At 65.7% G+C, this 20,844-nt stretch carries 21 protein-coding genes; 15 read left to right on the forward strand and 6 right to left on the reverse strand.

Annotation, left to right across the window (positions count from 1 at the left end; all coding sequences use genetic code 11):
• The first annotated feature begins 146 nt into the window (after nt 1-146).
• Nucleotides 147-437 carry a hypothetical protein gene (locus ACCQ07_RS19175; RefSeq protein ID WP_122273157.1) on the forward strand — a complete coding sequence of 97 codons (291 nt, stop codon included), beginning with the start codon at nt 147-149 and terminating at the stop codon, nt 435-437.
• A 64-nt stretch (nt 438-501) separates the two neighbouring features.
• The gene (locus tag ACCQ07_RS19180; protein ID WP_014091311.1) at nt 502-1,164 is read left to right on the forward strand and encodes a DUF3313 domain-containing protein; all 663 of its coding nucleotides are present in this window, start codon (nt 502-504) and stop codon (nt 1,162-1,164) included.
• Nucleotides 1,165-1,442: 278 nt separating this feature from the next.
• Here the strand turns inward: ACCQ07_RS19180 and ACCQ07_RS19185 are convergent, their stop codons facing one another.
• Nucleotides 1,443-2,294 (reverse strand): hypothetical protein, encoded by an 852-nt coding sequence (locus ACCQ07_RS19185; RefSeq protein ID WP_029820622.1) that lies wholly within the window; start codon nt 2,292-2,294, stop codon nt 1,443-1,445.
• 243 nt (nt 2,295-2,537) lie between these two features.
• On the opposite strand from ACCQ07_RS19185, the gene ACCQ07_RS19190 reads away from it, so the two are divergent.
• The 7 genes from ACCQ07_RS19190 (at nt 2,538) to ACCQ07_RS19220 (ending at nt 9,276) form a co-directional block, all read left to right on the forward strand.
• The gene (locus tag ACCQ07_RS19190) at nt 2,538-3,974 is read left to right on the forward strand and encodes a Do family serine endopeptidase (protein ID WP_005914355.1); all 1,437 of its coding nucleotides are present in this window, start codon (nt 2,538-2,540) and stop codon (nt 3,972-3,974) included.
• A 116-nt stretch (nt 3,975-4,090) separates the two neighbouring features.
• The gene (locus ACCQ07_RS19195; RefSeq protein ID WP_008574792.1) at nt 4,091-4,453 is read left to right on the forward strand and encodes a hypothetical protein; all 363 of its coding nucleotides are present in this window, start codon (nt 4,091-4,093) and stop codon (nt 4,451-4,453) included.
• 3 nt (nt 4,454-4,456) lie between these two features.
• On the forward strand, nt 4,457-4,942 hold the full coding sequence (locus tag ACCQ07_RS19200) for a phage holin family protein (protein WP_372363553.1): 486 nt from the start codon (nt 4,457-4,459) through the stop codon (nt 4,940-4,942).
• Nucleotides 4,939-5,322, forward strand: a complete 384-nt coding sequence (locus ACCQ07_RS19205) for a hypothetical protein (RefSeq protein WP_008574790.1) — start codon at nt 4,939-4,941, stop codon at nt 5,320-5,322. The genes ACCQ07_RS19200 and ACCQ07_RS19205 overlap by 4 nt, the downstream gene beginning before the upstream one ends.
• 597 nt (nt 5,323-5,919) lie before the next feature.
• Nucleotides 5,920-7,026 carry an AI-2E family transporter gene (locus ACCQ07_RS19210; protein ID WP_029820624.1) on the forward strand — a complete coding sequence of 369 codons (1,107 nt, stop codon included), beginning with the start codon at nt 5,920-5,922 and terminating at the stop codon, nt 7,024-7,026.
• Between the two features lie 100 nt (nt 7,027-7,126).
• Complete coding sequence (locus ACCQ07_RS19215) at nt 7,127-7,864, forward strand: HAD family hydrolase (protein ID WP_372363554.1); 738 nt, start codon at nt 7,127-7,129, stop codon at nt 7,862-7,864.
• 41 nt (nt 7,865-7,905) lie between these two features.
• Entirely contained in the window at nt 7,906-9,276 is a 1,371-nt protein-coding gene (locus tag ACCQ07_RS19220; protein WP_218552702.1) for a leucyl aminopeptidase family protein, read from the forward strand.
• A 55-nt stretch (nt 9,277-9,331) separates the two neighbouring features.
• On the opposite strand, the gene ACCQ07_RS19225 is transcribed toward ACCQ07_RS19220, so the two are convergent.
• Nucleotides 9,332-10,084, reverse strand: a complete 753-nt coding sequence (locus tag ACCQ07_RS19225; protein WP_057681253.1) for an anti-sigma factor family protein — start codon at nt 10,082-10,084, stop codon at nt 9,332-9,334.
• Nucleotides 10,081-10,596 carry an RNA polymerase sigma factor gene (locus ACCQ07_RS19230; RefSeq protein WP_372363555.1) on the reverse strand — a complete coding sequence of 172 codons (516 nt, stop codon included), beginning with the start codon at nt 10,594-10,596 and terminating at the stop codon, nt 10,081-10,083. The genes ACCQ07_RS19225 and ACCQ07_RS19230 overlap by 4 nt, the downstream gene beginning before the upstream one ends.
• A 160-nt stretch (nt 10,597-10,756) precedes the next feature.
• Here ACCQ07_RS19230 and ACCQ07_RS19235 point away from each other — a divergent pair, with 160 nt between their 5' ends.
• Both ACCQ07_RS19235 and ACCQ07_RS19240 read left to right on the forward strand, forming a co-directional pair.
• Nucleotides 10,757-11,848 carry a catalase family peroxidase gene (locus ACCQ07_RS19235; protein WP_011348897.1) on the forward strand — a complete coding sequence of 364 codons (1,092 nt, stop codon included), beginning with the start codon at nt 10,757-10,759 and terminating at the stop codon, nt 11,846-11,848.
• Nucleotides 11,845-12,387 (forward strand): cytochrome b, encoded by a 543-nt coding sequence (locus tag ACCQ07_RS19240; protein ID WP_372363556.1) that lies wholly within the window; start codon nt 11,845-11,847, stop codon nt 12,385-12,387. The genes ACCQ07_RS19235 and ACCQ07_RS19240 overlap by 4 nt, the downstream gene beginning before the upstream one ends.
• A 224-nt stretch (nt 12,388-12,611) precedes the next feature.
• Here the strand turns inward: ACCQ07_RS19240 and ACCQ07_RS19245 are convergent, their stop codons facing one another.
• The 3 genes from ACCQ07_RS19245 to ACCQ07_RS19255 all read right to left on the reverse strand — a co-directional run bounded on the left by ACCQ07_RS19245 (nt 12,612) and on the right by ACCQ07_RS19255 (nt 15,490).
• Complete coding sequence (locus tag ACCQ07_RS19245; RefSeq protein ID WP_209261442.1) at nt 12,612-13,400, reverse strand: ThuA domain-containing protein; 789 nt, start codon at nt 13,398-13,400, stop codon at nt 12,612-12,614.
• 227 nt (nt 13,401-13,627) lie between these two features.
• Nucleotides 13,628-14,230 (reverse strand): response regulator transcription factor, encoded by a 603-nt coding sequence (locus tag ACCQ07_RS19250; RefSeq protein WP_008574779.1) that lies wholly within the window; start codon nt 14,228-14,230, stop codon nt 13,628-13,630.
• An 84-nt stretch (nt 14,231-14,314) separates the two neighbouring features.
• Nucleotides 14,315-15,490 (reverse strand): sensor histidine kinase, encoded by a 1,176-nt coding sequence (locus ACCQ07_RS19255; protein ID WP_014091321.1) that lies wholly within the window; start codon nt 15,488-15,490, stop codon nt 14,315-14,317.
• Between the two features lie 460 nt (nt 15,491-15,950).
• Here ACCQ07_RS19255 and ACCQ07_RS19260 point away from each other — a divergent pair, with 460 nt between their 5' ends.
• From ACCQ07_RS19260 to ACCQ07_RS19275, 4 genes are all read left to right on the forward strand, one after another.
• Nucleotides 15,951-17,195 carry an efflux RND transporter periplasmic adaptor subunit gene (locus ACCQ07_RS19260; RefSeq protein WP_029820628.1) on the forward strand — a complete coding sequence of 415 codons (1,245 nt, stop codon included), beginning with the start codon at nt 15,951-15,953 and terminating at the stop codon, nt 17,193-17,195.
• 375 nt (nt 17,196-17,570) lie between these two features.
• A complete protein-coding gene (locus ACCQ07_RS19265; protein ID WP_014091323.1) occupies nt 17,571-18,260 on the forward strand; it encodes an ABC transporter ATP-binding protein in 690 nt (229 codons plus the stop codon).
• A 12-nt stretch (nt 18,261-18,272) separates the two neighbouring features.
• Nucleotides 18,273-19,433 (forward strand): ABC transporter permease, encoded by a 1,161-nt coding sequence (locus ACCQ07_RS19270; protein ID WP_014091324.1) that lies wholly within the window; start codon nt 18,273-18,275, stop codon nt 19,431-19,433.
• Between the two features lie 7 nt (nt 19,434-19,440).
• Nucleotides 19,441-20,766, forward strand: a complete 1,326-nt coding sequence (locus tag ACCQ07_RS19275) for an ABC transporter permease (protein ID WP_029820629.1) — start codon at nt 19,441-19,443, stop codon at nt 20,764-20,766.
• Nucleotides 20,767-20,844: the final 78 nt, after the last annotated feature.

Here is a 20,844-nt window from a genome sequence, read left to right on the forward strand (position 1 = left end):
GGTGGTCGCTCTGATGCCGACACCATTGCGTGCTGCAAAGAAATGTCGCGCTTTCGCCAAGCGGTGCGTTCGTCGCGTTGATCCAATAAGTTCCCAAAATCGCTTGCCTACAGTGCACTCACCGCACGCATCAAGGATGCCTGGTGATGCCTCATTCGATCCGTTTCACGCAACACTTCCCCACCGCGCCGTCGCTGCCGGTCGGGCAGTGCGCTGCCAACGACCCCGTCGCTGCGCATCCGCTGCCACTGCCTCTCGCGCCGGAATTTCGCTGCGGCTCTGCCGGCACGCGCAACCGCGACATCTGGTGCGCGTTGCCGGATATCCGCAGCGCGCGCGCTGCCCGCCGCCTGCAGCACCTGGCCAGGCGCGGCGTGTTGTTCACTGCCGCAACGGCCGTTCTGGCCTTGGCCGCTGCCAGCGTTCTACTGCACTGAACATCAGGTCACGCCAGCGCGCTGGAACTGCGCCCACTCGCCTTCTTCCACCAGGTAGTTCTCCATGTCGACTTCTTGCTTCGTTGGATACTGCGCACTCGCCGTCGTCAGCGTCAGCCTGATCGGCTGCGCCAGCACCCGCCCCACGCCCTATCGCCAACTGCCATCTTCGAGCTACCTGCGCCCCCACGATGGCAGCCGCGGCGGCCGCATGCCGTACGCGTATCACGGCCAGGTCGATTGGTCGCGGTATCGCACCGCATTGGTCGAGCCGGTGAGCATTTACCGCGGCGCGGACGCGCAATTCGAAGGGGTACCCGAGCAGGACAAACGCATGCTCGCCGATCTCATGCAACGCGAGTTCGGCGACGCGATTGGCCAGCGCTGGCAGCCCACCACCGCCATCGGGCCCGACACCTTGCGTGTGCGGCTCACCTTGACCGGCGCCAAACCCAGCAAGCGGGTGCTCGGCACCTTCATGAAGGTCGATATCGGAGGCGGCGCCTACAATGCCGTGCAGGCCGCGCGTGGCAAGGAGGGCGCATTCTCCGGCTCGGTCAGCTATGCGGTGGAAATCTTCGACGCGTCAAGCGATCGCTTGCTGGCGGCCTATGTCGAAAAGCAGTACCCCAATGCAATGAACATCAAGGCCAGCCTTGGTGCTTATGACGCGGCCAAGGCAGGGATCGGCCTGGGTGCGCAACAGTTGGTCGATGGCATGCGCTAGGCCCTGCTCCTTTTATTGCATGCGTGATGCCTGTACGTATCGAAGTGCGCGCACGCGATACGTTCGGGCAATCCTCCCGCGCAGTGCAGGGTCATCAGCGTGTTGGCTGCAGACGGGGAGCGCTGGCCAAAGCCGCTGCAGCAAAAACGCCGACGCTATGGAACAGCGCCGGCGTCTTCACCATTGCACAGGTTCGGTGACACCTATCGCGTGCGTTGCACGCCTTCCACGCTACCTGGCGACCCGCACATCGCACCCTGCGCCGCAGCGTGACAACCTCAGCGCGTGACGCGCTTTGCCGCTTTCTTGCCCACTGCCTTGCGCGCGGCGGTGGTCTTTGCCACGGCACGCGTGGCCGGGGTCTTGGTCACCTTGGCGGCTTTCTTCAACGCGGTCTTGGTCGCGGCCTTCTTGAGCGGGGCCTTCTTCACTGCGGCCTGCCTGGTCGCGGTTTGCTTGGCCACCGGCGCCTTCTTCGCTGCAGGCTTGAGCAACGTCTTCGTCGCTGCCGCCGGCTTGGCCACTGCCTTCTTCGCTGCCTTCTTCGCCGCCGTGCGTGCGTTCACCGTTGCGACGGCGGTCTTGCGTGCGGCGCTCTTGGCAGCCGTCTTGGCACTCAATGCGGCCGCTTCGGCCTTGGCATTGGCCTTGGCGGTTTCCAGCTTGCGCCTGGTAGTGGCCTTGGTGTCGGTAATCTTCTTCCTGGCCGCGGCACTGGTGCTGCTCAACTTCTGCTTGGCGGCCTGCGTGGTCGAGGTCAACGTTTGCTTGGCCGCGTCCTTGGTGGCGGCGAGCTTCTGCTTGGCGGCTTCCCTGGTGGCGACCAGCTTGTCCTTGGCAGCGTCCTTGGTGGCCGCCAGCGAGCGTTTGGTCTTGGCCACGCTGCGTTTCACTGCGGTGGCCGCAGTGCCGGCGTTCTTGGCCACGTTCTTTTCGACCTTGACCACCGCCTTGCGCGCTTTGGCCACCTGCGTCTTGACCTCTTCCACCGCCGTGCCTGCGACCTCCTGCACGCTGGCGACCGCCTCGCTGGCGGTGCTGGCGATGGTCTCGGTCAATTCGGTGGCGGTGCTTTTTACGCTATCGACGGCGTCGGACAGGGTTGCCGTTACGCCATTGCCGTTGCTCATAGACCCTCCTTAAGGGCGTCAGTGCGGGAAACTCAGGCGATGCGCGACCGCACGCAACATGCTGAACAGGCATCGGATCAAGCGGACGCTACGCCCGGCCCGTCGGGCTGTCAACGCAATCAGGGCAAGGGATGTGCGGCACTTTCACCGGCAGTTAAATTGCGCGCAGGCACTCTCGTTCAGCTTGATTTACGCAGTCAAACGCCCTATTCCTCATCCACCGCGTAACCCGGAATCCGTTCCATGCGACCGCTGCCTACCCTGCTGACTCTTTCGCTGGCTGCTGCCTTCGGCGGATTTGCCGCCACCGGCATCAACGCCTGGCTGGACAATCGCGCCGAAGCCACGCCCCCCAGCAATGCCGCCTTTACCCTGCCGACGGCCGCCGCATTGCCGGCTGCGGTGGCCGGCCAGCCAGTGCCATCGCTGGCGCCGATGCTGCAGCAGGCCATGCCCGCGGTGGTGAGCGTGAACACCAAACAAGTGGTGCGCGTCCGCAATCCGTTCTTCAATGACCCGATCCTGCGCCGGCTGTTTCCGCAGGTGCCACAGGACCGCATCAACGAATCGCTAGGTTCGGGCGTGATCATCGATGCGCAAAAAGGGTACGTACTGACCAATCACCACGTCATCGAAAACGCCGACGACGTGCAGGTGACGCTCGGCGACGGACGCACGGTCAAGGCCGAGTTCATCGGCTCCGATGCCGATACCGATATTGCGCTGATCCGCATCAAGGCCGACAACCTCACCGATATCAAACTGGCCGACAGCAACGCGCTACGCGTGGGCGATTTCGTGGTGGCCATCGGCAACCCGTTCGGCTTCACCCAGACCGTCACCTCCGGCATCGTCTCGGCGGTGGGACGCAGCGGAATTCGCGGCTTGGGCTATCAGAACTTCATCCAGACCGACGCCTCGATCAACCCCGGCAACTCGGGCGGCGCGCTGGTCAACCTGCAAGGCCAGTTGGTGGGCATCAATACCGCCAGCTTCAATCCACAGGGCAGCATGGCCGGCAATATCGGCCTTGGGCTGGCGATTCCGTCCAACCTGGCGCGCAATGTCGTCGAGCAATTGGTGACCAAGGGCGTGGTGGTGCGCGGCACGCTCGGCCTGGAAACCCAGAACCTCACCCAGCAGATGTTGCAGGGCCTTGGCGTGGATTCGTTGCGCGGTGCCTTGGTGACACGGGTGTTGCCGGGCTCCGCAGCGGCGGCGGCAGGCGTGCAACCGGGCGATGTCGTGGTAGCGGCCAACGACCAGCGCGTGGACAGCGCCGAGGCGCTCCACAATTACGAAGGCCTGCAGGCGGTTGGCAGTGCGGTGACCCTGGACATCCGTCGCGATGGCAAGCCGCTCAAGCTCAAGGCCACGCTGAAAGAGCAGGACCGCGCCGTCACCGGCGATATGCTGGACCCGCGCCTGACCGGCGCGACCTTCGTCGATCTCCCCGAATCGCTGCGTCAGTCAGGCATCACCGGGGTGATGGTGAGCGAGGTCAAGCGCGGCGGTCGCGCTGCCGCCAACGGCCTGGTCGCCGGCGATGTGATCGTGGCCAGCAGCGTGGGCGAGTTCGCCGACCTTGCCAGCTGGCGGGCCAATTTCCAGCGTAAACCGCAGCAGCTTGTCGTGCGCATCCTGCGTGGCAACGCGCAGTACGACGCGCTGATGCGTTGACGCGATGTGTACCGGGCGTTGCTTCCACTAACGCCTCCTACACCCCCCCGATGCTATTGCTACTGCTCGACCGCACGTGAGTGGCGGCTGCCATCAATGACCGAAGGAGATATCGCATGAGCCCCACCAATACCGATCAGCTGAAGGAAAACCTGAGCGAAGCCGGCACCCACCTGAAGTCGGCAGCGAGCGCCGCTGGCGAAGCAGTCAGGGGCGCCACCAGCGCCGCTGGCGATGAGCTCAAGCTCGGTCGCGCCAACGTCAAGGCCGAGCTGTCTGACACCGCGCTGGCCGGCATGGCCGCTGCCGAGTTCGGCGGTGCCGCTGCCAAGGAGCAGATGGACGTCCTGGTTGCCAAGGGCAACGATCTGCTGGAAAGCGCCACCGATCTGATCCGCGAGCGTCCGCTGGCTGCCTTCGGCGTTGCCTTCGCCGCTGGCTGGGTCATCGCCAAGCTGGCACGCAGCAACGACAACTAAGTCGTGAGCGATCAGGCCTCTCCCGCTGCCGGAACCGACGCGCCAGACGCGCGCGCGCAGACGCCAGGACTGGACGAAAGCGTACGTGCGGTCGGCGCAGCCGGCCGTGCAGCGCTGGGCTCGGCCAAGGACACCAGTCGCGCCTTGCGCCGGCTGGTGTCGGCCGATCTGCAACTGGCACGCAGCGCATTCGGGCGTGGCCTGGCCTGGGCCTGCGTAGCCGTGGTGTTCGGTGCCTCGTCGTGGTTGCTGCTGGCCGGTGCCATCATCGCCCTGCTGCAACGTGCCGGGTTGTCGTGGTTCCAGGCGATGTTTTTCACTGCGTTGGCGAGTCTGTTGGTGACCGGCATCGCGGCATGGCGCGTGTTTTTCTACTTCGACCACACCGGCATGAATGCAACGCGCCGTCAGCTCATCAAGCTGGGAATTTTCGATGACCCGAGCAAGGACGATGATGCGGCAACCTCTGCCAGTGGAGCACGTCCATGAAGTTTGGAACCCTGCGTCAACGCGTCGAACGCGCCGAGTTTCTGGTCGAAGGACGCGCGCAAGAAACGCGTTTGCACTGGAGCGAACTCCGCCGGACCTGGCGTGCCGGGTGGTCGCCACTGCGGATCGTGACGGTGGGCTTCGGGCTCGGCTTTGTCACCGGCCGCAACGAACCGCAGGCGGCATTGGGCAGCATCGCCAGCAAGCTTGGCGGTATTCCCAAGCTTCTGCAGATGATCAGTACCATCTCTGCGCTGTTCACTGCGCACCGTGCGCAGGAAGCTTCCGAGCAGGCCGAACGTGCGGCAGACAATGCCGAGGAAGTTGCAGCCGACCCGCCGGTGACCGTGGTGCAGGTCCCTGCAGATCGCGCCGCCTGAGCGCGGACGGTATTCACGGCGGCTAGCGCTTTGCCAGGCCGCCGTCGACAGCAGCGGATTACCTGTGCAAGGCATCGACATACCAGTGCCGCTTTGAAGAGGTGCCACCGCCACATGGCCATGTCTGGCCCTGGCGCTGCGTTCTGATCCCGGCGCTGCATGCAGTCCGCGCGTGCCGCGCTGGGTGACTGCTTGAAAGACCGCTGCACGACGGGCCCGCAATGCTGGCATCCGCGTTGTCTATTTCCGCTGGATAACTGCTCGCTGCGAAGGCTGACGGATATCAGCGCTGAAATGCGGGAATCGTGCGACGAATGGTCCTTTCCTCGCCAAGAGCTCTGACGCCTGACGGCTAATTCCGCACGGCATGCGTGCTGTCGCAGTCAGCAGCATGCGGCAGGATCCTGCGGTCGATGGCAATCCCACTTCGACAACCGACTCTGCGCCCCGCGACCTGCACAGGGGCGCTGCTGCCGAGTCCGCCAGACTAGCGTTGGTTCGCTGACATCCTGCCCACAGGCTCTGTGCGCGCCGTTGACGCATTGCGCCGATAATGGCGCACCGCTGGCAGCACGCCAGTCTGCTGCCAGGGCGCGCATGTCTCTTCCCGTCGACTCACCGGATGCCGTCACCGCGGCAGATTCGCTTCCGCCCGCACCGGCGCCCCGCCCGCGCGCGCCGGCCTCGCTGGTGGTGCTGGCCACGCTCGCCGTTGGTTATACCCTTTGGGCGGCGCAGACGATCATCCTGCCGATCATGCTGGCCGCGTTTTTCGCGCTGATCGGCAACCCCATCCTGCGGGGTCTGCGCAAGCTCTACATCCCGCGGTTTCTCGGCGCTTTGCTCATCCTGTGCCTAGGCCTGGCCGGCACCGTCACGTTGGCCACGCAACTGGCCGGCCCTGCCGCCGAATGGGTGCAACAGGCACCACGGCAGATGCGCCAGATTGCGCGCGATGTGCGCGATCTCACCAAGCCGGTGATGCAAGCCAACCAGGCAGCGGAAAACTTTGCACGCGCAGCCGGTGGCGAAGGCCAGCGCGGCGTGCAGATCGTACGCACGCAGATGGACGACCCTTACAAGGCGCTGGTCCGCACGCCCAAGCTGGCGGCTTCGGTGCTGGCGGTGGTGCTGCTAACGTTCTTCTTCATGGTGTATGGCGAAAGCCTGCAGCGGCATGCGATTGCCTTGCTACCGAACCGGCAGCAGCAACGGTTCACCACCGAGATCATGCTGGACATCGAGCGCGAGGTCTCGCGCTACGTGCTCACCATCAGCGTGATCAACACCCTGGTCGGGCTGGTATTTGCCGGCATTTTGTCTGTGCTGCAGATTCCGCTGCCCGAAGCGATCCTGTGGGGAACGGTGGTCGCATTGCTGAATTTCGCACCGTATGTCGGCCCGTTGATCGGCGTGATGCTGATGCTGCTGATGGGTTTTGTGGAATTTCGCACCACCTTGTCCTCGCTGCTGCCAGCGATCCTGTACCTGGCCCTGCACACGATCGAAGGCCAGGTGGTGACGCCGATCGTGCTGGGCCGACGCATGGCGATCTCGCCGCTGATGCTGATCCTGGCGCTGATGCTGTTCGGCTGGCTGTGGGGCATGGTCGGCCTGCTGCTGGCGGTGCCGTTGCTGGTCTGCATCAAGATGGTGCTGAGCCGGGTGGACGGGATGCAGCGCTGGGCGCGGTTGCTTGAGTAGCCGCGAATGGGGAATCGGGAGTTGGGAATCGCAAGCGCAGAGGCGCTGCTCTGCCCATTCTCGATTCCCGACTCTCTATTCCCGGCATTACAATCGTGCGATGAGCTTCCACATCCGCGCCATCACCCTCGACCTTGACGATACGTTGTGGCCCTTTGCGCCGATCGGGGCGCGGATCGATCAGGTGCTGTACGACTGGATGCGCGAGCACAGCCCGGTGACTGCCGAGCGCTTTCCGGTGGAGGCGATGCGCCAGTTGCGTGAGCGCAGCTTTGCCGACAACCCGCACCTGCATCACGACCTCAGCGCGCTGCGCCGATTGACGTTGGAAATGGCGTTGCGCGTGAGCGGCGGCGATCTGGCGTTGCTGGAGCCGGCCTACGAGGTGTTCTATGCGGCGCGTAACCAGGTGGAATGCTACCCGGATGCGCTCGACGCGCTGGCGCGCATTGCCGCCCATGTGCCGGTGGCCGCGCTCAGCAACGGCAATGCCGATTTGCAGCGCATCGGGCTGATGCACCACTTTGCGTTTCAACTGGGCTCGCGCGAACACGGCAGCGCAAAGCCCGACCCGAGCATCTTCCTGGCCGCCTGTGCCCGGCTCGAGGTGCCGCCTTCGGAAGTGCTGCATGTGGGTGACCACGTGCGCATGGACGTGCTGGGCGCGCTGGATGCCGGCCTGCGCGCCTGCTGGATCAATCGCGAGGGCGCGGTGTGGTCGCATCCCACCCAGCAGCCGGATCTGGAATTCGACAGCATGACCGGGCTGGCCGATTGGCTGGACGCGCAGCAGCCGCATCCAGGCCCGATGAACGCCGGCATCACCCTTCCCGCCTGAGCCACTCTGCGCGGCGCACGGCGCTGCACTCGAGGATTTCCATGTCGCACCTCACCGGTTTCACCGATCCCCATGCCGCAGCCTTGCCGCTGTATGTGCTCGACCGCGAGAACTTTACGCGCTGGTGCGCGGAGCAGCCCACCCGTGTGCTGTCGTGGGCGCAGGCACAGCGTTTCGATGCCGCGCCGGGCAGCGTGCTGTTGTTGCCGGGCGACAACGGGCTGGCCGGCGCGGTCCTGGGGATCGGCGACCGGGCCGATGCCTACGCCTACGCGCATGCGCCGATGGCCCTACCGCCGGCCAGCCGCTGGACGCTGGCCAACCCGCTGAGCGATGCCGAGCAGGCGTTGCTGCATCTGGGCTGGGGATTGGGCGCTTATCGCTTTTCGCGTTATCGCAAGGTGCCGCGCGCGCCGGCCGAACTGGCTGCAACGCCCTCGGCACAGACGCATGCACTGATCGAGGCGTGCCTGCGCGTGCGCGACTGGGTCAACACGCCCACCGAAGACATGGGCCCGCAGCATCTGGAAGAGGCCACACGCACGCTCGGACAGGCGCATGGCGCACAGGTCGATGCGATCGTCGGCGACGCGTTGCTGGCGCAGAACTTCCCCACCATCCATGCCGTGGGGCGCGCCTCGCATCGCGCGCCGCGACTGATCCAGTTGCAGTGGGGTGACACGGCGCATCCGCATCTGGTGCTGGTCGGCAAAGGTGTGTGCTTTGACACCGGCGGGCTGGATCTGAAGCCGGCCGATGGCATGCGCAACATGAAAAAGGACATGGGCGGCGCGGCGCATGCGTTGGCGCTGGCCGGTCTGGTAATGGCGCAGCAGTTGCCGGTGCGGCTGACGCTGCTGATTGCGGCAGTGGAGAACGCGGTGGGCCCGGATGCATTCCGCCCTGGTGAAGTGATCACCACCCGCGCCGGCGTGACGGTGGAAGTGGACAACACCGATGCCGAAGGCCGCCTGGTGCTGTGTGATGCGCTGAGCTATGCCACCGAGCAGCACCCGGATCTGATCCTGGATTTCGCCACGCTTACCGGCGCGGCACGCATCGCGCTGGGCCCGGACCTGCCTGCGCTCTTTGCCAACGACGATGCGCTGGCGCAGGCCTGGATCAGTGCCGGCGAACAGACCCGCGACCCGGTGTGGCGCATGCCGCTATGGCGCCCATACCTGCGTTATCTCAACAGTCATGTGGCCGACATGGCCAACGCCGGCTCGCGCATGGCCGGCGCCGTCACCGCCGCGCTGTATCTGGAACGCTTCGTGGCACCCGGCCGGCCGTGGGCGCATCTGGACGTCTACGCCTGGAATGACAGCGACCGTCCCGGCCGCCCCGCCGGCGGCGAAGCGCTGGCACTGCGCTCGGCGTTCGCCATGCTGCAACAACGCTACGGCGGCTGAGCGCGGGCAGCGCTGCAATCAGGCTGAGGCCAGCACAACGCTTGCGCTGCGCTGGTCAGCCCTGGCGACGCAACAATGGCGCGATCGTGCGCATGCGTGTCTGCGTCGCGGGGCCGACCAGCGCGAATGCGGTGTCGCCTTCGGCCCAGTACTGCGCCAACAGCCGGCCATCGCGGCGCTCGCCGGTCGGCATCGGGCCGCTGCGTGGACGCAGATACAGGCCAATGCGTGCGCCGTCGGCATCGCTGTAGACCAGCATTGCGGCCGCGCCTTCCGGTGTGGACAGCAATTGCCCACCGCGCAACGTATACCCCTGCGCACGCAGATCCGGCACCACGCCTGCGTTGCCGAAATGCGCGCGCAACCACGGTTCCAACTCGGCGCGGCGCTGCACGTCCAACCCAACGCCCCGATGCGCGTCCGCATCGGCGAACAGGCGGTAGGCGGCCACTGCATCGGCCATCGGCACGCGTTGGCTGGCGATCCGGCTCGCATGCAGCTGCCAGCCCAGCCCGGTACCCAGGCCAAGTGCCAGCACGCAACTGGCGGCCACGGCAAACGCGGCACGACGGCGCTGTTGCAGGCCACGGCGAATCGCCGCAGGCGTGAAGGCTACGGCGCCAGTCTCCGCCATCAGGCCGGCGTGTGCGGCACGCAGCGCTTCGGCATCGCGCTTCCAGCCCGCCACGCGCGCGGCCTGGGCGGGATGTGCCTGCAGCCAGGCTGCCACTGCTGCATGTTGCTCCGGCGTCAGGCGGCCATCGACGTAGGCGTGCAGCGCGTGTTCGTCGGGCGGTATGGTGGTCATTTCAGGATCCTCAATGCAGGTGCGTGATTCACCTGGCCTTCGTTCACGGCACGCAGGCGTTCGCGCGCACGCGACAGGCGCGACATCACGGTGCCGATCGGGATGCCGAGGGTATCGGCCACTTCGCGATAACTGAAACCGCCCACGCTGACCAAGAGCAACAACGCGCGTTGTTCGGCCGGCAATGATGCAAGGCTGGCCAGCATGGCACGGCCGTCGTGCACCTGCTCAGCGGACGCGGATTGGCTGGGCTGCTGCGGCGCGAACAGGCCCACGACCCGCTGCCAGCGCGCGGCACGCCGCTGCCCATCCAGAAACTGCCGGTACAGGATGGCGAACAGCCAGGGCTGCAGGGCTTCGGCGGTATGCCGGGTGTGCCACCGCCGCAGCGCGCGCTCCAGTGTGGCTTGCACCAGATCGTCGGCGCTGGCGGGCTCGCCGCTCAGCGAGCGCGCAAAGCGGCGCAGCGCCGGCAGCACGGCGCGCAGTTGGTCATCGTCCAGAGCATCCATTGGCGGGCGTGGTGGTGGCATCACACGGTAGACGCACTGGAGCGTGGATTATTCCCGCGATCGGTGCGTGCCACCGTCGTTGGTGGACGAGGGAATAACGCGGCTCGCATGTCGTCTCACTCGTATCAACCACTCACAGTATCGACCACCGGAGCCAGCCATGACGTTGCCACCTCCCTCGCCCCCGCGCGCGCGCCGCCCCGTGCTGCCATTGTTGGGGATTGCCGCCATTGCCGGCGGCGTTGCGCTTGCGTTTGCCTGGACGGCCGGCTGGATCGGTGGCGACCGGCTCACTGCCGCGCGCATGACCGACACCATCGAATCCAGCGGGCCGCCGCATCCGGGCTTTCGCCGCGCGCATACCAAGGGGGTGTGCGTGAGCGGGCAATTCCAGTCCAGCGGCAAGGCCACCTGGCTGTCGTCGGCACGCATCTTCAGCCAGCCCAGCACGCCGGTGCTGGGGCGCATGTCGATCGGCGGCGGCGACCCGCACGGGCCCGACGGGCAGGCGCGCGTACGCAGCATGGCGCTGCTGTTGCGCAGCGACGATGGGCAGGAATGGCGCACGGCGATGAACAGCTTCCCGTTCTTCGTGGTCGCCACGCCGGCCGGCTTTCAGGCGCTCAACGTGGCCTCCAAGCCAGACCCGGCCACCGGCAAGCCGGACCCCGAAAAACTGGCGGCGTTCGGCAAGCAGTATCCGGAAGCGGCCAAGTTCCAGCAGTGGGCCAAGACCGCGCCGTGGTCGGACAGCTGGGCCAATACGCAATACAACGGCGTCAATGCGTTCCGCGCGATTGCCGCCGACGGACGCGAACGCTACATCCGCTGGTCGATGCGCCCGCATACGCCATTCAAGGAACTGAGCGCCGCGCAACGCAAGCAGGCCGATGGCGATTTTCTCGCCACCGACCTGGACGCGCGGCTGGCGCACGGGCCGCTGCGTTGGGACATGGTGCTGACCATCGCCGAGCCCGGCGATGCGGTGGACGACCCGTCGCAACCGTGGCCGGAACGCCGCAAGCAGATCGTGGCCGGCACGCTCTCGATCGAGCGTGCGCAGCCGCAGGCCACCGGCCCGTGTCGCGATCTCAATTACGACCCGTTGATTTTGCCCAAGGGCCTTGCCGCATCGAATGACCCGATTCTGGCAGCGCGCTCGTCGGTGTATTCGCAATCGTTCAACCGCCGCGAGCGCGAGATCGCCAACGGCACGGGCAGCGCCGCCACCGGCCAGGGAGCACGCCAATGAGCCGCCGTACCCACTTCAATCTGCCAGCGCGCGTGCTGCACTGGCTGATGGCCGCGATGATCCTGACCATGCTGTTCGTCGGCGTGGGCATGGTGGCCTCGGTGACGCAGCGGCCGTGGTTGATCGATCTACATCGCCCGCTGGGCATCGCGATCCTGATCCTGGCGGTGCTGCGCCTGATCAACCGCTTGCGCCATCGCCCGCCGCCGCTGCCGGCCGATCTGCCGGCATGGCAAAAGGCTGCCGCGATTGCCTCGCATTGGCTGCTGTATGCATTGATGCTGGGCATGCCGTTGATCGGCTGGGCGATGCTGTCGGCCGGCGCCTACCCGATCGTGCTGTGGCCAGGCGCGAACCTGCCGGCGATCGCACCGCACGATCCTGCACTGTATGCCTGGCTGCGCAGCGCGCATGGCTGGCTGGCGTATCTGTTATTTGCCACCGTGCTGGGGCATCTGAGCGCGGCGTTGTTTCACGCCTGGGTACGCCGCGACGGGGTGTTTGCCAGCATGGCGCGTGGAGAGCGGTCTGCGCGGTGATGGGGTCGCGGTTGATGGTGGGCTGACGCGGCTCGGCAGATGATCGGCACACAGTGGCAGCACGCAGTTCCTTCTCCCTGGGACATCGTCTGCCCTTCATGGGGAAGGAGGTGCCCCGCAGGGGCGGACGAGGATGCGGGTGCAGCCGATTGAAGTAGGCCCACGCGGCTGGCCTCGCCCGTCGCCTTACCCACCCCTCTCCCGCCGGGAAGAGGGGCTGGTGCCTAACGCTGGCGTTTTGTTTTGGCCGCTGGCGCCGATGATTCGATGCCCTTGCCGGTGGCCGCCCAATAAATTCCACCGTACAAATGCTCCAGATAGCGCGGGTCGTTATAGGCTTCGGCCAGATGGCCCAGCGCAGTGGCGAAGATGCGGCCACCTTCGAAGTGGTGGTACCACGCCACCGGGTGCTGTTGGCCCATGCCCTTGGCGACCTGTCCTGGCCAGATCAAGGTGGGGTCATAACTGCGTTCGTCGACGGTGAGTAGCGTGACCAAGTCGTCGCTGTAGGGCGGATCGTATTCGTACCATTCGTCGCTCCATACCCAGCGCTTGGGCAGGCCGGCAGTGGCCGGGAAATTGGCGTCGGCCACATCCACCATCGCCGTTTGCATGTACGGATGGGTGCGGAACGAGCGGCCGATCATGTGGTCGTACCACTCCCATTCACCGCGCTTGATCGCAAAGGCCTTGTGCACCGCGACCACGCCGCCGCCGTTACGCACGTATTTTTGGAAGTTGGCCCGCTGCGCCGGGTCGAGATCGGTGGCCGGCGTATTGAGCAACACGATGGCCGCGTATTGCGACAGGTCGCCATCGAACGCCTTGGCATTCCACGCCCACACCATCTGGACATAATGCTTGCGCGCCATCGCTTCGAATTGCGGCTTGGCCACGGGGATATAGTCGTGGTGATACTGGTTGGGAATGGCAGCCACCAATATCTTGAATTGCTCGGCGGACGCGTTGAAGGCGCATATCCACAGCAGGCCCGACAGCCACAGAGATTTCATGCATCGCTCGCCGTGTTTTTCGATGCTGTGCAGTGTACCTGGGTGCAAATCGCATGCCTTCGCACGCGTTTGGAATAGCTGCAGATTGGCGGATGAAGCAACCGATGCACCGTCGTCGATGGCGGCTTTGTAGTGCGGTCGCGTCGATTAGGCGCGGCGCACCTGCATGCAATCCCGCACCCCGAAAACGTCAGCTTCCCGCACACGCAAACCACCGACTGGCTGCACTACAACCAGCCCTTCTGCCGCGCCAGGCGGTAGGCTTCGATGCGATTGGCCACGCCCAGTTTGCCGATGCATTCGGACAGGTAATTGCGCACCGTGCCGTGCGAGAGCTGCAACTGCTGGGCGATCTCGCTGGCGGAGCGGCCTTCGCCGGCCAGCCGCAGCACAGTCCGTTCGCGTTCGCTCAAGGGGTCTGCTTCCACCCACGCATCGAGGGCCAGCTGCGGGTCGATCACCCGCCCGCCGCGGTGCACCTGCCGCAACGCATCGACCAGCTGTTCGGCCGGCGCATCCTTGAGCAGATACCCGGCCACGCCGGCATCCAGGGCACGGCGCAAAAATCCCGGACGCGCGAACGTGGTGACGATCATGACCCGTACCGGCAACGCCTGGCGCTGGATCCGCTGCGCCAGTTCCAGCCCGGTCAGGCCAGGCATCTCGATATCGGTGACCAGCACGTCCGGCTGCAGGCGCTGCAGTTCGCGCCACGCACTTTCGCCATCGCCGGCGCTGCCGACCACCGCAATATCGTCCTCCAGCCCGAGCAAGGCCACCAGCGCGCCACGCAGCAAGGCTTGGTCTTCCGCCAACAACACCCGGATCATCGGTCGCGCTCGCATGCATGCAACGGTTGCGCACGATAACAGCGCCGACGCATGCCGTGCACTTGGCAGCGCAACCGGGGCGCGTTAGAGCGGCTGCGGCATCACCGGCGGCGTTGCGGGGACAACCGCAGGCCGCGGCAACGGCACACTGGCGCGCAATCGCATGCCGCGCGGCAAGGCCTGCACATCCAGCGCGCCACCCAGGCCGTGCAGGCGTGCGCGCATGCCGTCCAGGCCGTTGCCCGGCACGATCACGCCGCCGCGGCCGTCGTCGGTGATCTCCAGCACCGCCTGATCGCCGTGCGCGCGCAGTTGCACACGCACGCGTCTTGCCTGCGCGTGGCGCTGCACATTGGTGGCCGCCTCGCGCACCACCAGCGCAAGCGCGGTTTCGTGCTCGGGCGGCAAGGCCAGCGGCTCCAGCTGTTGCTCCAGCGCAATGCCGTCCAGGTCCAGCAGCACCCGCGCCGATGCCAGTTCGGCAACCAGGCCGGCAGCACGGATGCCGGTGACCGCGCGCCGTACCTGCGCCAACGCCTCGCGCGAGACCTGCGCCACCGCGTCGATCTCGTTGCGTGCGGCCTGCGGGTCGCGCTCGATCAGGCGCGCAGCCAGATCGGATTTGAGCGCCACCAGCGACAAGGTATGGCCAAGCAGATCGTGCAGGTCGCGGCCGATGCGCTCGCGTTCGGCAGTGGCCGCCAGACGACGAACTTCGTCCTGCGACAAGCGCAGCAACGCGTCCTTGCGTTCGTTGATGCTGTACACCGCGCCCACGGCGGCCATGCCCAGTACCGTCACCGGCATCCACACCAGCGCCTGCATGCTCAACCCGAGCCAGTGCGCCCAGCTCAGGTACAACGCGTTCATCAGCAGCAACATCGCAAAGTGCCGCCACAACCCAGGCCGCGTGGAGGGACGCAAGCTCAGGCAGGCAAAGATGAAGTAGCTGATGCCCGACGAATACACCGGCAACAAGGCAGCACTCATCACCGCCATCGCCCAGGCGTAGCGATACAAGGTGCCGCGTGGCGCCAGCAACATGCGTGCGTACAGCAGCAGGAAAACCGGATACGAAAGCAGCGTGCACAACAGCCAGGTCCTGTCGTAGCCCCGCGCAGAAAACACCGGCACCACGAATACCCAGGCCGACCACAGCAAGTGCACGCTGTCCATCCACGGCGATTGGCCCTGCGCCAGCCGCGCGGCAACCTGCGAACTGGCGGCGGGGCGAAGCCATGCGGGAAACCGGAGGCGCATCAGCAAAGGTCCGTGTGGATGAGCGGATTCTGCCACTGCCGGGCCCGCCTGCGTGCGGCTGCGTGCGGCTGCGTGCAGGACGATACGGGTGAGCGGCCTCATGCATGCTCCCGGTGCTTGCTGCGATGCGATCGCCCACCGGGGTTGCGATTGGCCTGCGCAAGCGCAAGCCAGATACGTGCAGTCTGCAAATGCAAAGGAAAGCATGCCGTTAGCGGATTGCCGGAGGAGCCGCCAGCATGGCCTGCCGCAGCGCTGGTGCACCAGTTGCCGGTGTCATGGTGTGCAGATGACAGCTGTCACTGGTGAGCGCGCCGCGCTGACTGCATGCTGCGCACCATCTGGCGGTGGCATCGGCGCATCGACCGTTCGTCGCCGCACCGCAGTTGGTGACTTCCGGCAGCTTGCGGCATCGCCTGCAGACCGTCACATTTCGCTCAGCCTTCCGTCCTGGTCATCGATGAACACTTCCGCCGATCTGCTCAAGCAACTCCGCATCGACCGCCAGCGCCCTGCCACGCCGCCGCCCGCCCGCCGTACCGGCTGGATCCTCGCCGCAGTGATCCTCGTCATCGTGCTGGCCGCCGCCGCGTGGTGGTTCACGCGCCGCCCGGTGGTGCAGGTGCAGACCGCGCCGGTGGTGGCGATCAGCGCCGGCAGCAGCAGCGCATCGGTGCTGGACGCCTCCGGCTATGTGGTGGCACGACGCATGGCCACGGTGTCGGCGCAAGTCACCGGCAAGGTGCGCGAGGTGATGATCGAAGAAGGCATGCGCGTCGAACAGGGCCAGGTGATGGCCACACTCGACCCGCTCGATGCCGATGCGCAGCGCAGCTTGTCGGCCTCGCAGTTGTCGGCCGCACGCAGCCAGGTCGACAACATGCAGGCGCAACTGGCGGTAGCCAACGCCGATGCCACGCGCCTGCAGTCGTTGGTGGGTGCGCAGCTGGTGTCGCGCTCGCAATACGACCAGGCCATTGCGCAGCGCGATGCCTTGCGCGCCCAGCTGCAGAACGCGCAGCGCAATGTGCAGGTCGCCTCCGACCAACTGGCCATTGCCGGTATCCGCTCTGACTTCAATGTGGTGCGCGCGCCGTTTGCCGGCGTGGTGACCGCCAAGGCGGCGCAGCCGGGCGAAATCGTCTCGCCGTTGTCGGCCGGCGGCGGGTTCACCCGCACCGGTATCGGCACCATCGTGGACATGGAATCGCTGGAAATCGAGGTGGAAGTGGGCGAGTCCTATATCGGCCGCGTGCAACCCAAGATGCCGGTGGAAGCGGTGCTCAATGCCTACCCGGAATGGAAAATTCCGGGCGAGGTCATCGCCATCATCCCCACCGCCGACCGCGGCAAGGCCACGGTGAAAGTGCGCGTGGCGCTCAAGGTCAAGGACCCGCGCATCGTGCCGGAAATGGGTGTCCGGGTCAGCTTTCTGGAGCAGGCCAAACCGCAGCAAGCAGCCAAGCCGCAGGGCGTGCGCGTCCCGGCCGCCGCACTGGTGGAGCGCGACACGCGCACGGTCGCGTTCGTGGTCGGCGAGCACAACACCGCCAGCGCGCATGCCGTCACTACCGGCACGGTGATGGGCGAAGACAGGCAGGTGCTCTCCGGCCTGGCCGCAGGCGACAGCGTGGTACTCAATCCGCCGCAAACCTTGAACGATGGCGACAAGGTGACCGAAGCAGCGCCGGACGCTGCCGAATAACGCACAACCAACACAGCGCAGGCGGTCACCACTCAGGGGAATACGGAAAGCGCGTTTGATGGAAACGGCAGCGACGCAGGCGCCTGCATCGCGCTGCGAGGGAACGCCGGTGAAATCCAGTAACGCGGCATCGGCTGTGCTTGCGTATCTGCAGTTGCGATGTTCGTCGATATCTCAGCCGTTGTCGTCGCAGGCACGTTTCAGGCATCGGCAGCGTGTGCCGCACAGGTGTCGCCACAGCAGTCGATGCCTTGCCTGCACTCGCCCCATCGCTTCATCGCATTTCAGCTCATCGTGTTACTGCAGTGCCGCACCACATCCGCAGTCGCTCTGCGCACTGCTGTCACCTCTTCCATCGCACCGCCAGGAGTTGCCATGTCCGCTCTCGTCAGTTTGCGCAACATCACCAAGACCTACCAACGCGGCCCCGAGCAGGTGCAGGTGCTGCACGGCATCGATCTGGACATTGCCAGCGGCGACTTCGTCGCACTGATGGGGCCGTCTGGCTCCGGCAAGACCACCTTGCTGAACCTGATCGGCGGGCTGGACAGCCCCAGCGGCGGCGAGATCGAGATCGAAGGCGAGCGCATCGACCGCATGAGCGGCGGGCAGCTGGCGACCTGGCGCAGTCACCACGTCGGTTTCGTGTTCCAGTTCTACAACCTGATGCCGATGCTCACCGCGCAGAAGAACGTGGAGCTGCCGTTGCTGCTCACCTCGCTCAATGCCGCCCAACGCAAGCGCAATGCCGAGATCGCATTGACCCTGGTCGGCCTGCAGGAGCGTCGCAACCACAAGCCCAGCGAATTGTCCGGCGGCCAGCAGCAACGCGTGGCGATCGCGCGCGCGATCGTCTCCGATCCCACCTTCCTGATTTGCGACGAACCCACCGGCGATCTGGACCGCCACAATGCCGAAGAAATCCTGCGCCTGCTGCAGGAGCTCAATCGCGAACACGGCAAGACCATCGTAATGGTCACCCACGACCCCAAGGCCGCCGAATACGCCACCCATACCATCCATCTGGACAAGGGCGAGCTGGCCGACGCGCCGCTTGCACTGTAAGGGAGCGCTGCCATGAAGTATCTCTCGCTGGTATGGGCGCAGTTGTTCCGCAGCAAGACCCGCACCTTGCTGACCTTGCTCTCGGTGGTCGCGGCGTTTTTATTGTTCGGCATGCTCGATTCGGTGCGCGTAGCCTTTACCTCCGGCGGCAGCGTCAGCGGCGTGGACCGGCTGGTGGTGGCATCGCGCTTGTCGATCACCCAATCGCTGCCGATCAATCTGGAAAACCAGATCCGCAGCGTGCCGGGCGTGCGCGATGTGACCTCGGCAATGTGGTTCGGCGGCATCTATCGCGACCCGAAGAACTTCTTCCCGAATTTTTCGGTGGCGCCCAATTTCTTCGATGTGTACAGCGAATACCAGTTGCCCAAGGACCAGCTCAAGGCGTTCCAGACCACACGCACCGGCGCGATCGTTGGCGAAAGCCTGGCCAAGGAAAATGGCTGGAAGATCGGCGACACCATTCCGCTGCAGGCCACCATCTTTCCGCGCGGCGGCAGCAACGACTGGCCGCTGCAACTGGTCGGCATCTTCCGCATGAAAGACCGCACCGTGGCCGCCAACCAGGAACGCCAGTTGATGATGAACTGGAAGTACTTCGACGAGTCCAACGACTACATCAAAAGCAGGGTGAGTTGGTACACGGTGACGCTGCGCAACGCCGACCAGGCATCGCGCGTGGCGCAGGCCATCGATGCGTTGTCGGCCAACTCCGACCATGAAACCAAGTCGCAGACCGAATCGGCATTTCAGCAAGCCTTCGTCAAGCAGTTTGCCGATATCGGCTTGATCGTCACCTCGATCATGGCCGCGGTGTTTTTCACCTTGCTGCTGCTGACCGGCAACACCATGGCACAGGCCGTGCGCGAGCGGATTCCGGAGCTGGCCACGCTCAAGACGCTGGGCTTTCAGGACCGTACCGTGCTGAGCCTGGTGATGGTGGAGTCGATGTTGCTGATCGGCCTGGGCGGGCTGATCGGCATGGGGCTGGCGGCGCTGGTGATCCCGGCGGTTGCAGCGCGCAGCGGCGGCCTGATGCCGACCCAGACCGTGCCGCTGCAGACCTGGCTTGTCGCGGTCGGGCTGATGGCCGGCATCGGCATCGTGGTGGGTGTGCTGCCGGCATTACGCGCGCAGCGCTTGAAGATCGTCGATGCACTCGCCGGCCGCTGACAGGAGCATGCACATGCAACGCAAATGGAAAGATCGTGGGGTCAACGCGCTGTCGGTCGTGCTGCTGGCAATCGGGCTGGCGGCCTGGATCGCACTGCCGTGGATGGTGCTGCTGCCGATCGGTGGATTGCTGGCGGTGTGGCTGGTGGCCACACGCAGCGGCAGGCTTTCGCTGGCGGCCGCACGCATCGGCATCGCCACGCTGCCGCAGCGCTGGGGGTCCAGCTCGGTGATCGTGGTCGGCATTGCCGGCGTGGTCGGCGTGCTGGTGGCGATGCTGGCAATGGGCCAGGGCTTTCAGGCCACGCTCAACAGCACCGGCGACGACACCACCGCGATCGTCCTGCGCGGCGGTTCGCAGGCGGAAACCAACTCGGTGATTACCCGCGACCTGGTGCCGCTGATCGGCAGCCTTCCCGGCATTGCCGCCGATGCCAATGGCCGCCCGATGCTGTCGCCGGAATTGTCGCAAGTGGTGAACATCGCCTCCCGCTCCGACGGCACCGACGTCAACGCACAACTGCGTGGCGTGGGCGAACAGGCCTGGGCCGTGCATGACAAGGTCAAGATCGTGCAGGGCCGCCGCTTCAACACCGGCCTGCGCGAAATGGTGGTGGGCAAGGGCGCGTTGAACCAGTTCCGCGGACTGGAGCTGGGCAAGACCCTCACGCTTGGCAGCCAGCAGTGGACGGTGGTGGGCGTGTTCGCCTCCGGCGATGCGCACGATTCGGAGTTGTGGACCGACGCGCAGACGCTGGCCACCACCTACAACCGCAGTGCCTATCAGTCGATCAGCGTGCGCACCAACGGCAAGGCAGGCTTCAGCGCGTTCAAGACCGCCATGGCTGCCGATCCGCGGCTCAAGCTGGATGTGGAAACCACCCGCGCCTACTACGGCAAACAGGGCGGCGGCCTGAACAAGCTGATCAACATCCTGGGCACGGTGATCGGGGCGATCATGGCAGTGGGCGCGGTATTCGGCGCGCTCAACACCATGTATGCGGCGGTGGCCACGCGCGCGCGCGAGATCGCCACCATGCGTGCGATCGGCTTTCGCGGCACGCCGGTGATCATGGCGCTGATGCTGGAAACCATGCTGCTGGCATTGCTGGGCGGGCTGCTGGGCGGCGCGATCGCCTGGGCGGTGTTCAACGGCTACACCGTCTCCACGCTGGGCAGCAACTTCAGCCAGGTGGTCTTCCAGTTCAAGGTCTCGCCGGAGCTGCTCTGGAGCGGGCTGAAGTGGGCGCTGGGCATCGGCCTGGTGGGCGGACTGTTTCCCGCGCTGCGTGCGGCGCGTCTGCCGATTACCACGGCGCTGCGTGAGGTGTAGGCGGGCCTTGGCCCGCCGGGAATCGGGAATGGTGACAGCCGCGGCAAAGCGCACGGCGGCGGCTGAACGTATTGCAGG

Source organism: Xanthomonas sp. NCPPB 3583, from assembly GCF_041475715.2.
GTDB classification, from domain to species: Bacteria; Pseudomonadota; Gammaproteobacteria; order Xanthomonadales; family Xanthomonadaceae; genus Xanthomonas; species Xanthomonas euvesicatoria.

Excerpts from the sequence above, each read along its gene's own strand:
- ACCQ07_RS19175 (WP_122273157.1), top strand. The coding sequence starts at position 147 with ATGCCTCATTCGATCCGTTTCACGCAACACTTCCCCACCGCGCCGTCG.
- ACCQ07_RS19180 (WP_014091311.1), top strand. The coding sequence starts at position 502 with ATGTCGACTTCTTGCTTCGTTGGATACTGCGCACTCGCCGTCGTCAGC.
- ACCQ07_RS19185 (WP_029820622.1), bottom strand. The coding sequence starts at position 2,294 with ATGAGCAACGGCAATGGCGTAACGGCAACCCTGTCCGACGCCGTCGAT.
- ACCQ07_RS19190 (WP_005914355.1), top strand. The coding sequence starts at position 2,538 with ATGCGACCGCTGCCTACCCTGCTGACTCTTTCGCTGGCTGCTGCCTTC.
- ACCQ07_RS19195 (WP_008574792.1), top strand. The coding sequence starts at position 4,091 with ATGAGCCCCACCAATACCGATCAGCTGAAGGAAAACCTGAGCGAAGCC.
- ACCQ07_RS19205 (WP_008574790.1), top strand. The coding sequence starts at position 4,939 with ATGAAGTTTGGAACCCTGCGTCAACGCGTCGAACGCGCCGAGTTTCTG.
- ACCQ07_RS19210 (WP_029820624.1), top strand. The coding sequence starts at position 5,920 with ATGTCTCTTCCCGTCGACTCACCGGATGCCGTCACCGCGGCAGATTCG.
- ACCQ07_RS19215 (WP_372363554.1), top strand. The coding sequence starts at position 7,127 with ATGAGCTTCCACATCCGCGCCATCACCCTCGACCTTGACGATACGTTG.
- ACCQ07_RS19220 (WP_218552702.1), top strand. The coding sequence starts at position 7,906 with ATGTCGCACCTCACCGGTTTCACCGATCCCCATGCCGCAGCCTTGCCG.
- ACCQ07_RS19225 (WP_057681253.1), bottom strand. The coding sequence starts at position 10,084 with ATGACCACCATACCGCCCGACGAACACGCGCTGCACGCCTACGTCGAT.
- ACCQ07_RS19230 (WP_372363555.1), bottom strand. The coding sequence starts at position 10,596 with ATGGATGCTCTGGACGATGACCAACTGCGCGCCGTGCTGCCGGCGCTG.
- ACCQ07_RS19235 (WP_011348897.1), top strand. The coding sequence starts at position 10,757 with ATGACGTTGCCACCTCCCTCGCCCCCGCGCGCGCGCCGCCCCGTGCTG.
- ACCQ07_RS19240 (WP_372363556.1), top strand. The coding sequence starts at position 11,845 with ATGAGCCGCCGTACCCACTTCAATCTGCCAGCGCGCGTGCTGCACTGG.
- ACCQ07_RS19245 (WP_209261442.1), bottom strand. The coding sequence starts at position 13,400 with ATGAAATCTCTGTGGCTGTCGGGCCTGCTGTGGATATGCGCCTTCAAC.
- ACCQ07_RS19250 (WP_008574779.1), bottom strand. The coding sequence starts at position 14,230 with ATGATCCGGGTGTTGTTGGCGGAAGACCAAGCCTTGCTGCGTGGCGCG.
- ACCQ07_RS19255 (WP_014091321.1), bottom strand. The coding sequence starts at position 15,490 with ATGCGCCTCCGGTTTCCCGCATGGCTTCGCCCCGCCGCCAGTTCGCAG.
- ACCQ07_RS19260 (WP_029820628.1), top strand. The coding sequence starts at position 15,951 with ATGAACACTTCCGCCGATCTGCTCAAGCAACTCCGCATCGACCGCCAG.
- ACCQ07_RS19265 (WP_014091323.1), top strand. The coding sequence starts at position 17,571 with ATGTCCGCTCTCGTCAGTTTGCGCAACATCACCAAGACCTACCAACGC.
- ACCQ07_RS19270 (WP_014091324.1), top strand. The coding sequence starts at position 18,273 with ATGAAGTATCTCTCGCTGGTATGGGCGCAGTTGTTCCGCAGCAAGACC.
- ACCQ07_RS19275 (WP_029820629.1), top strand. The coding sequence starts at position 19,441 with ATGCACATGCAACGCAAATGGAAAGATCGTGGGGTCAACGCGCTGTCG.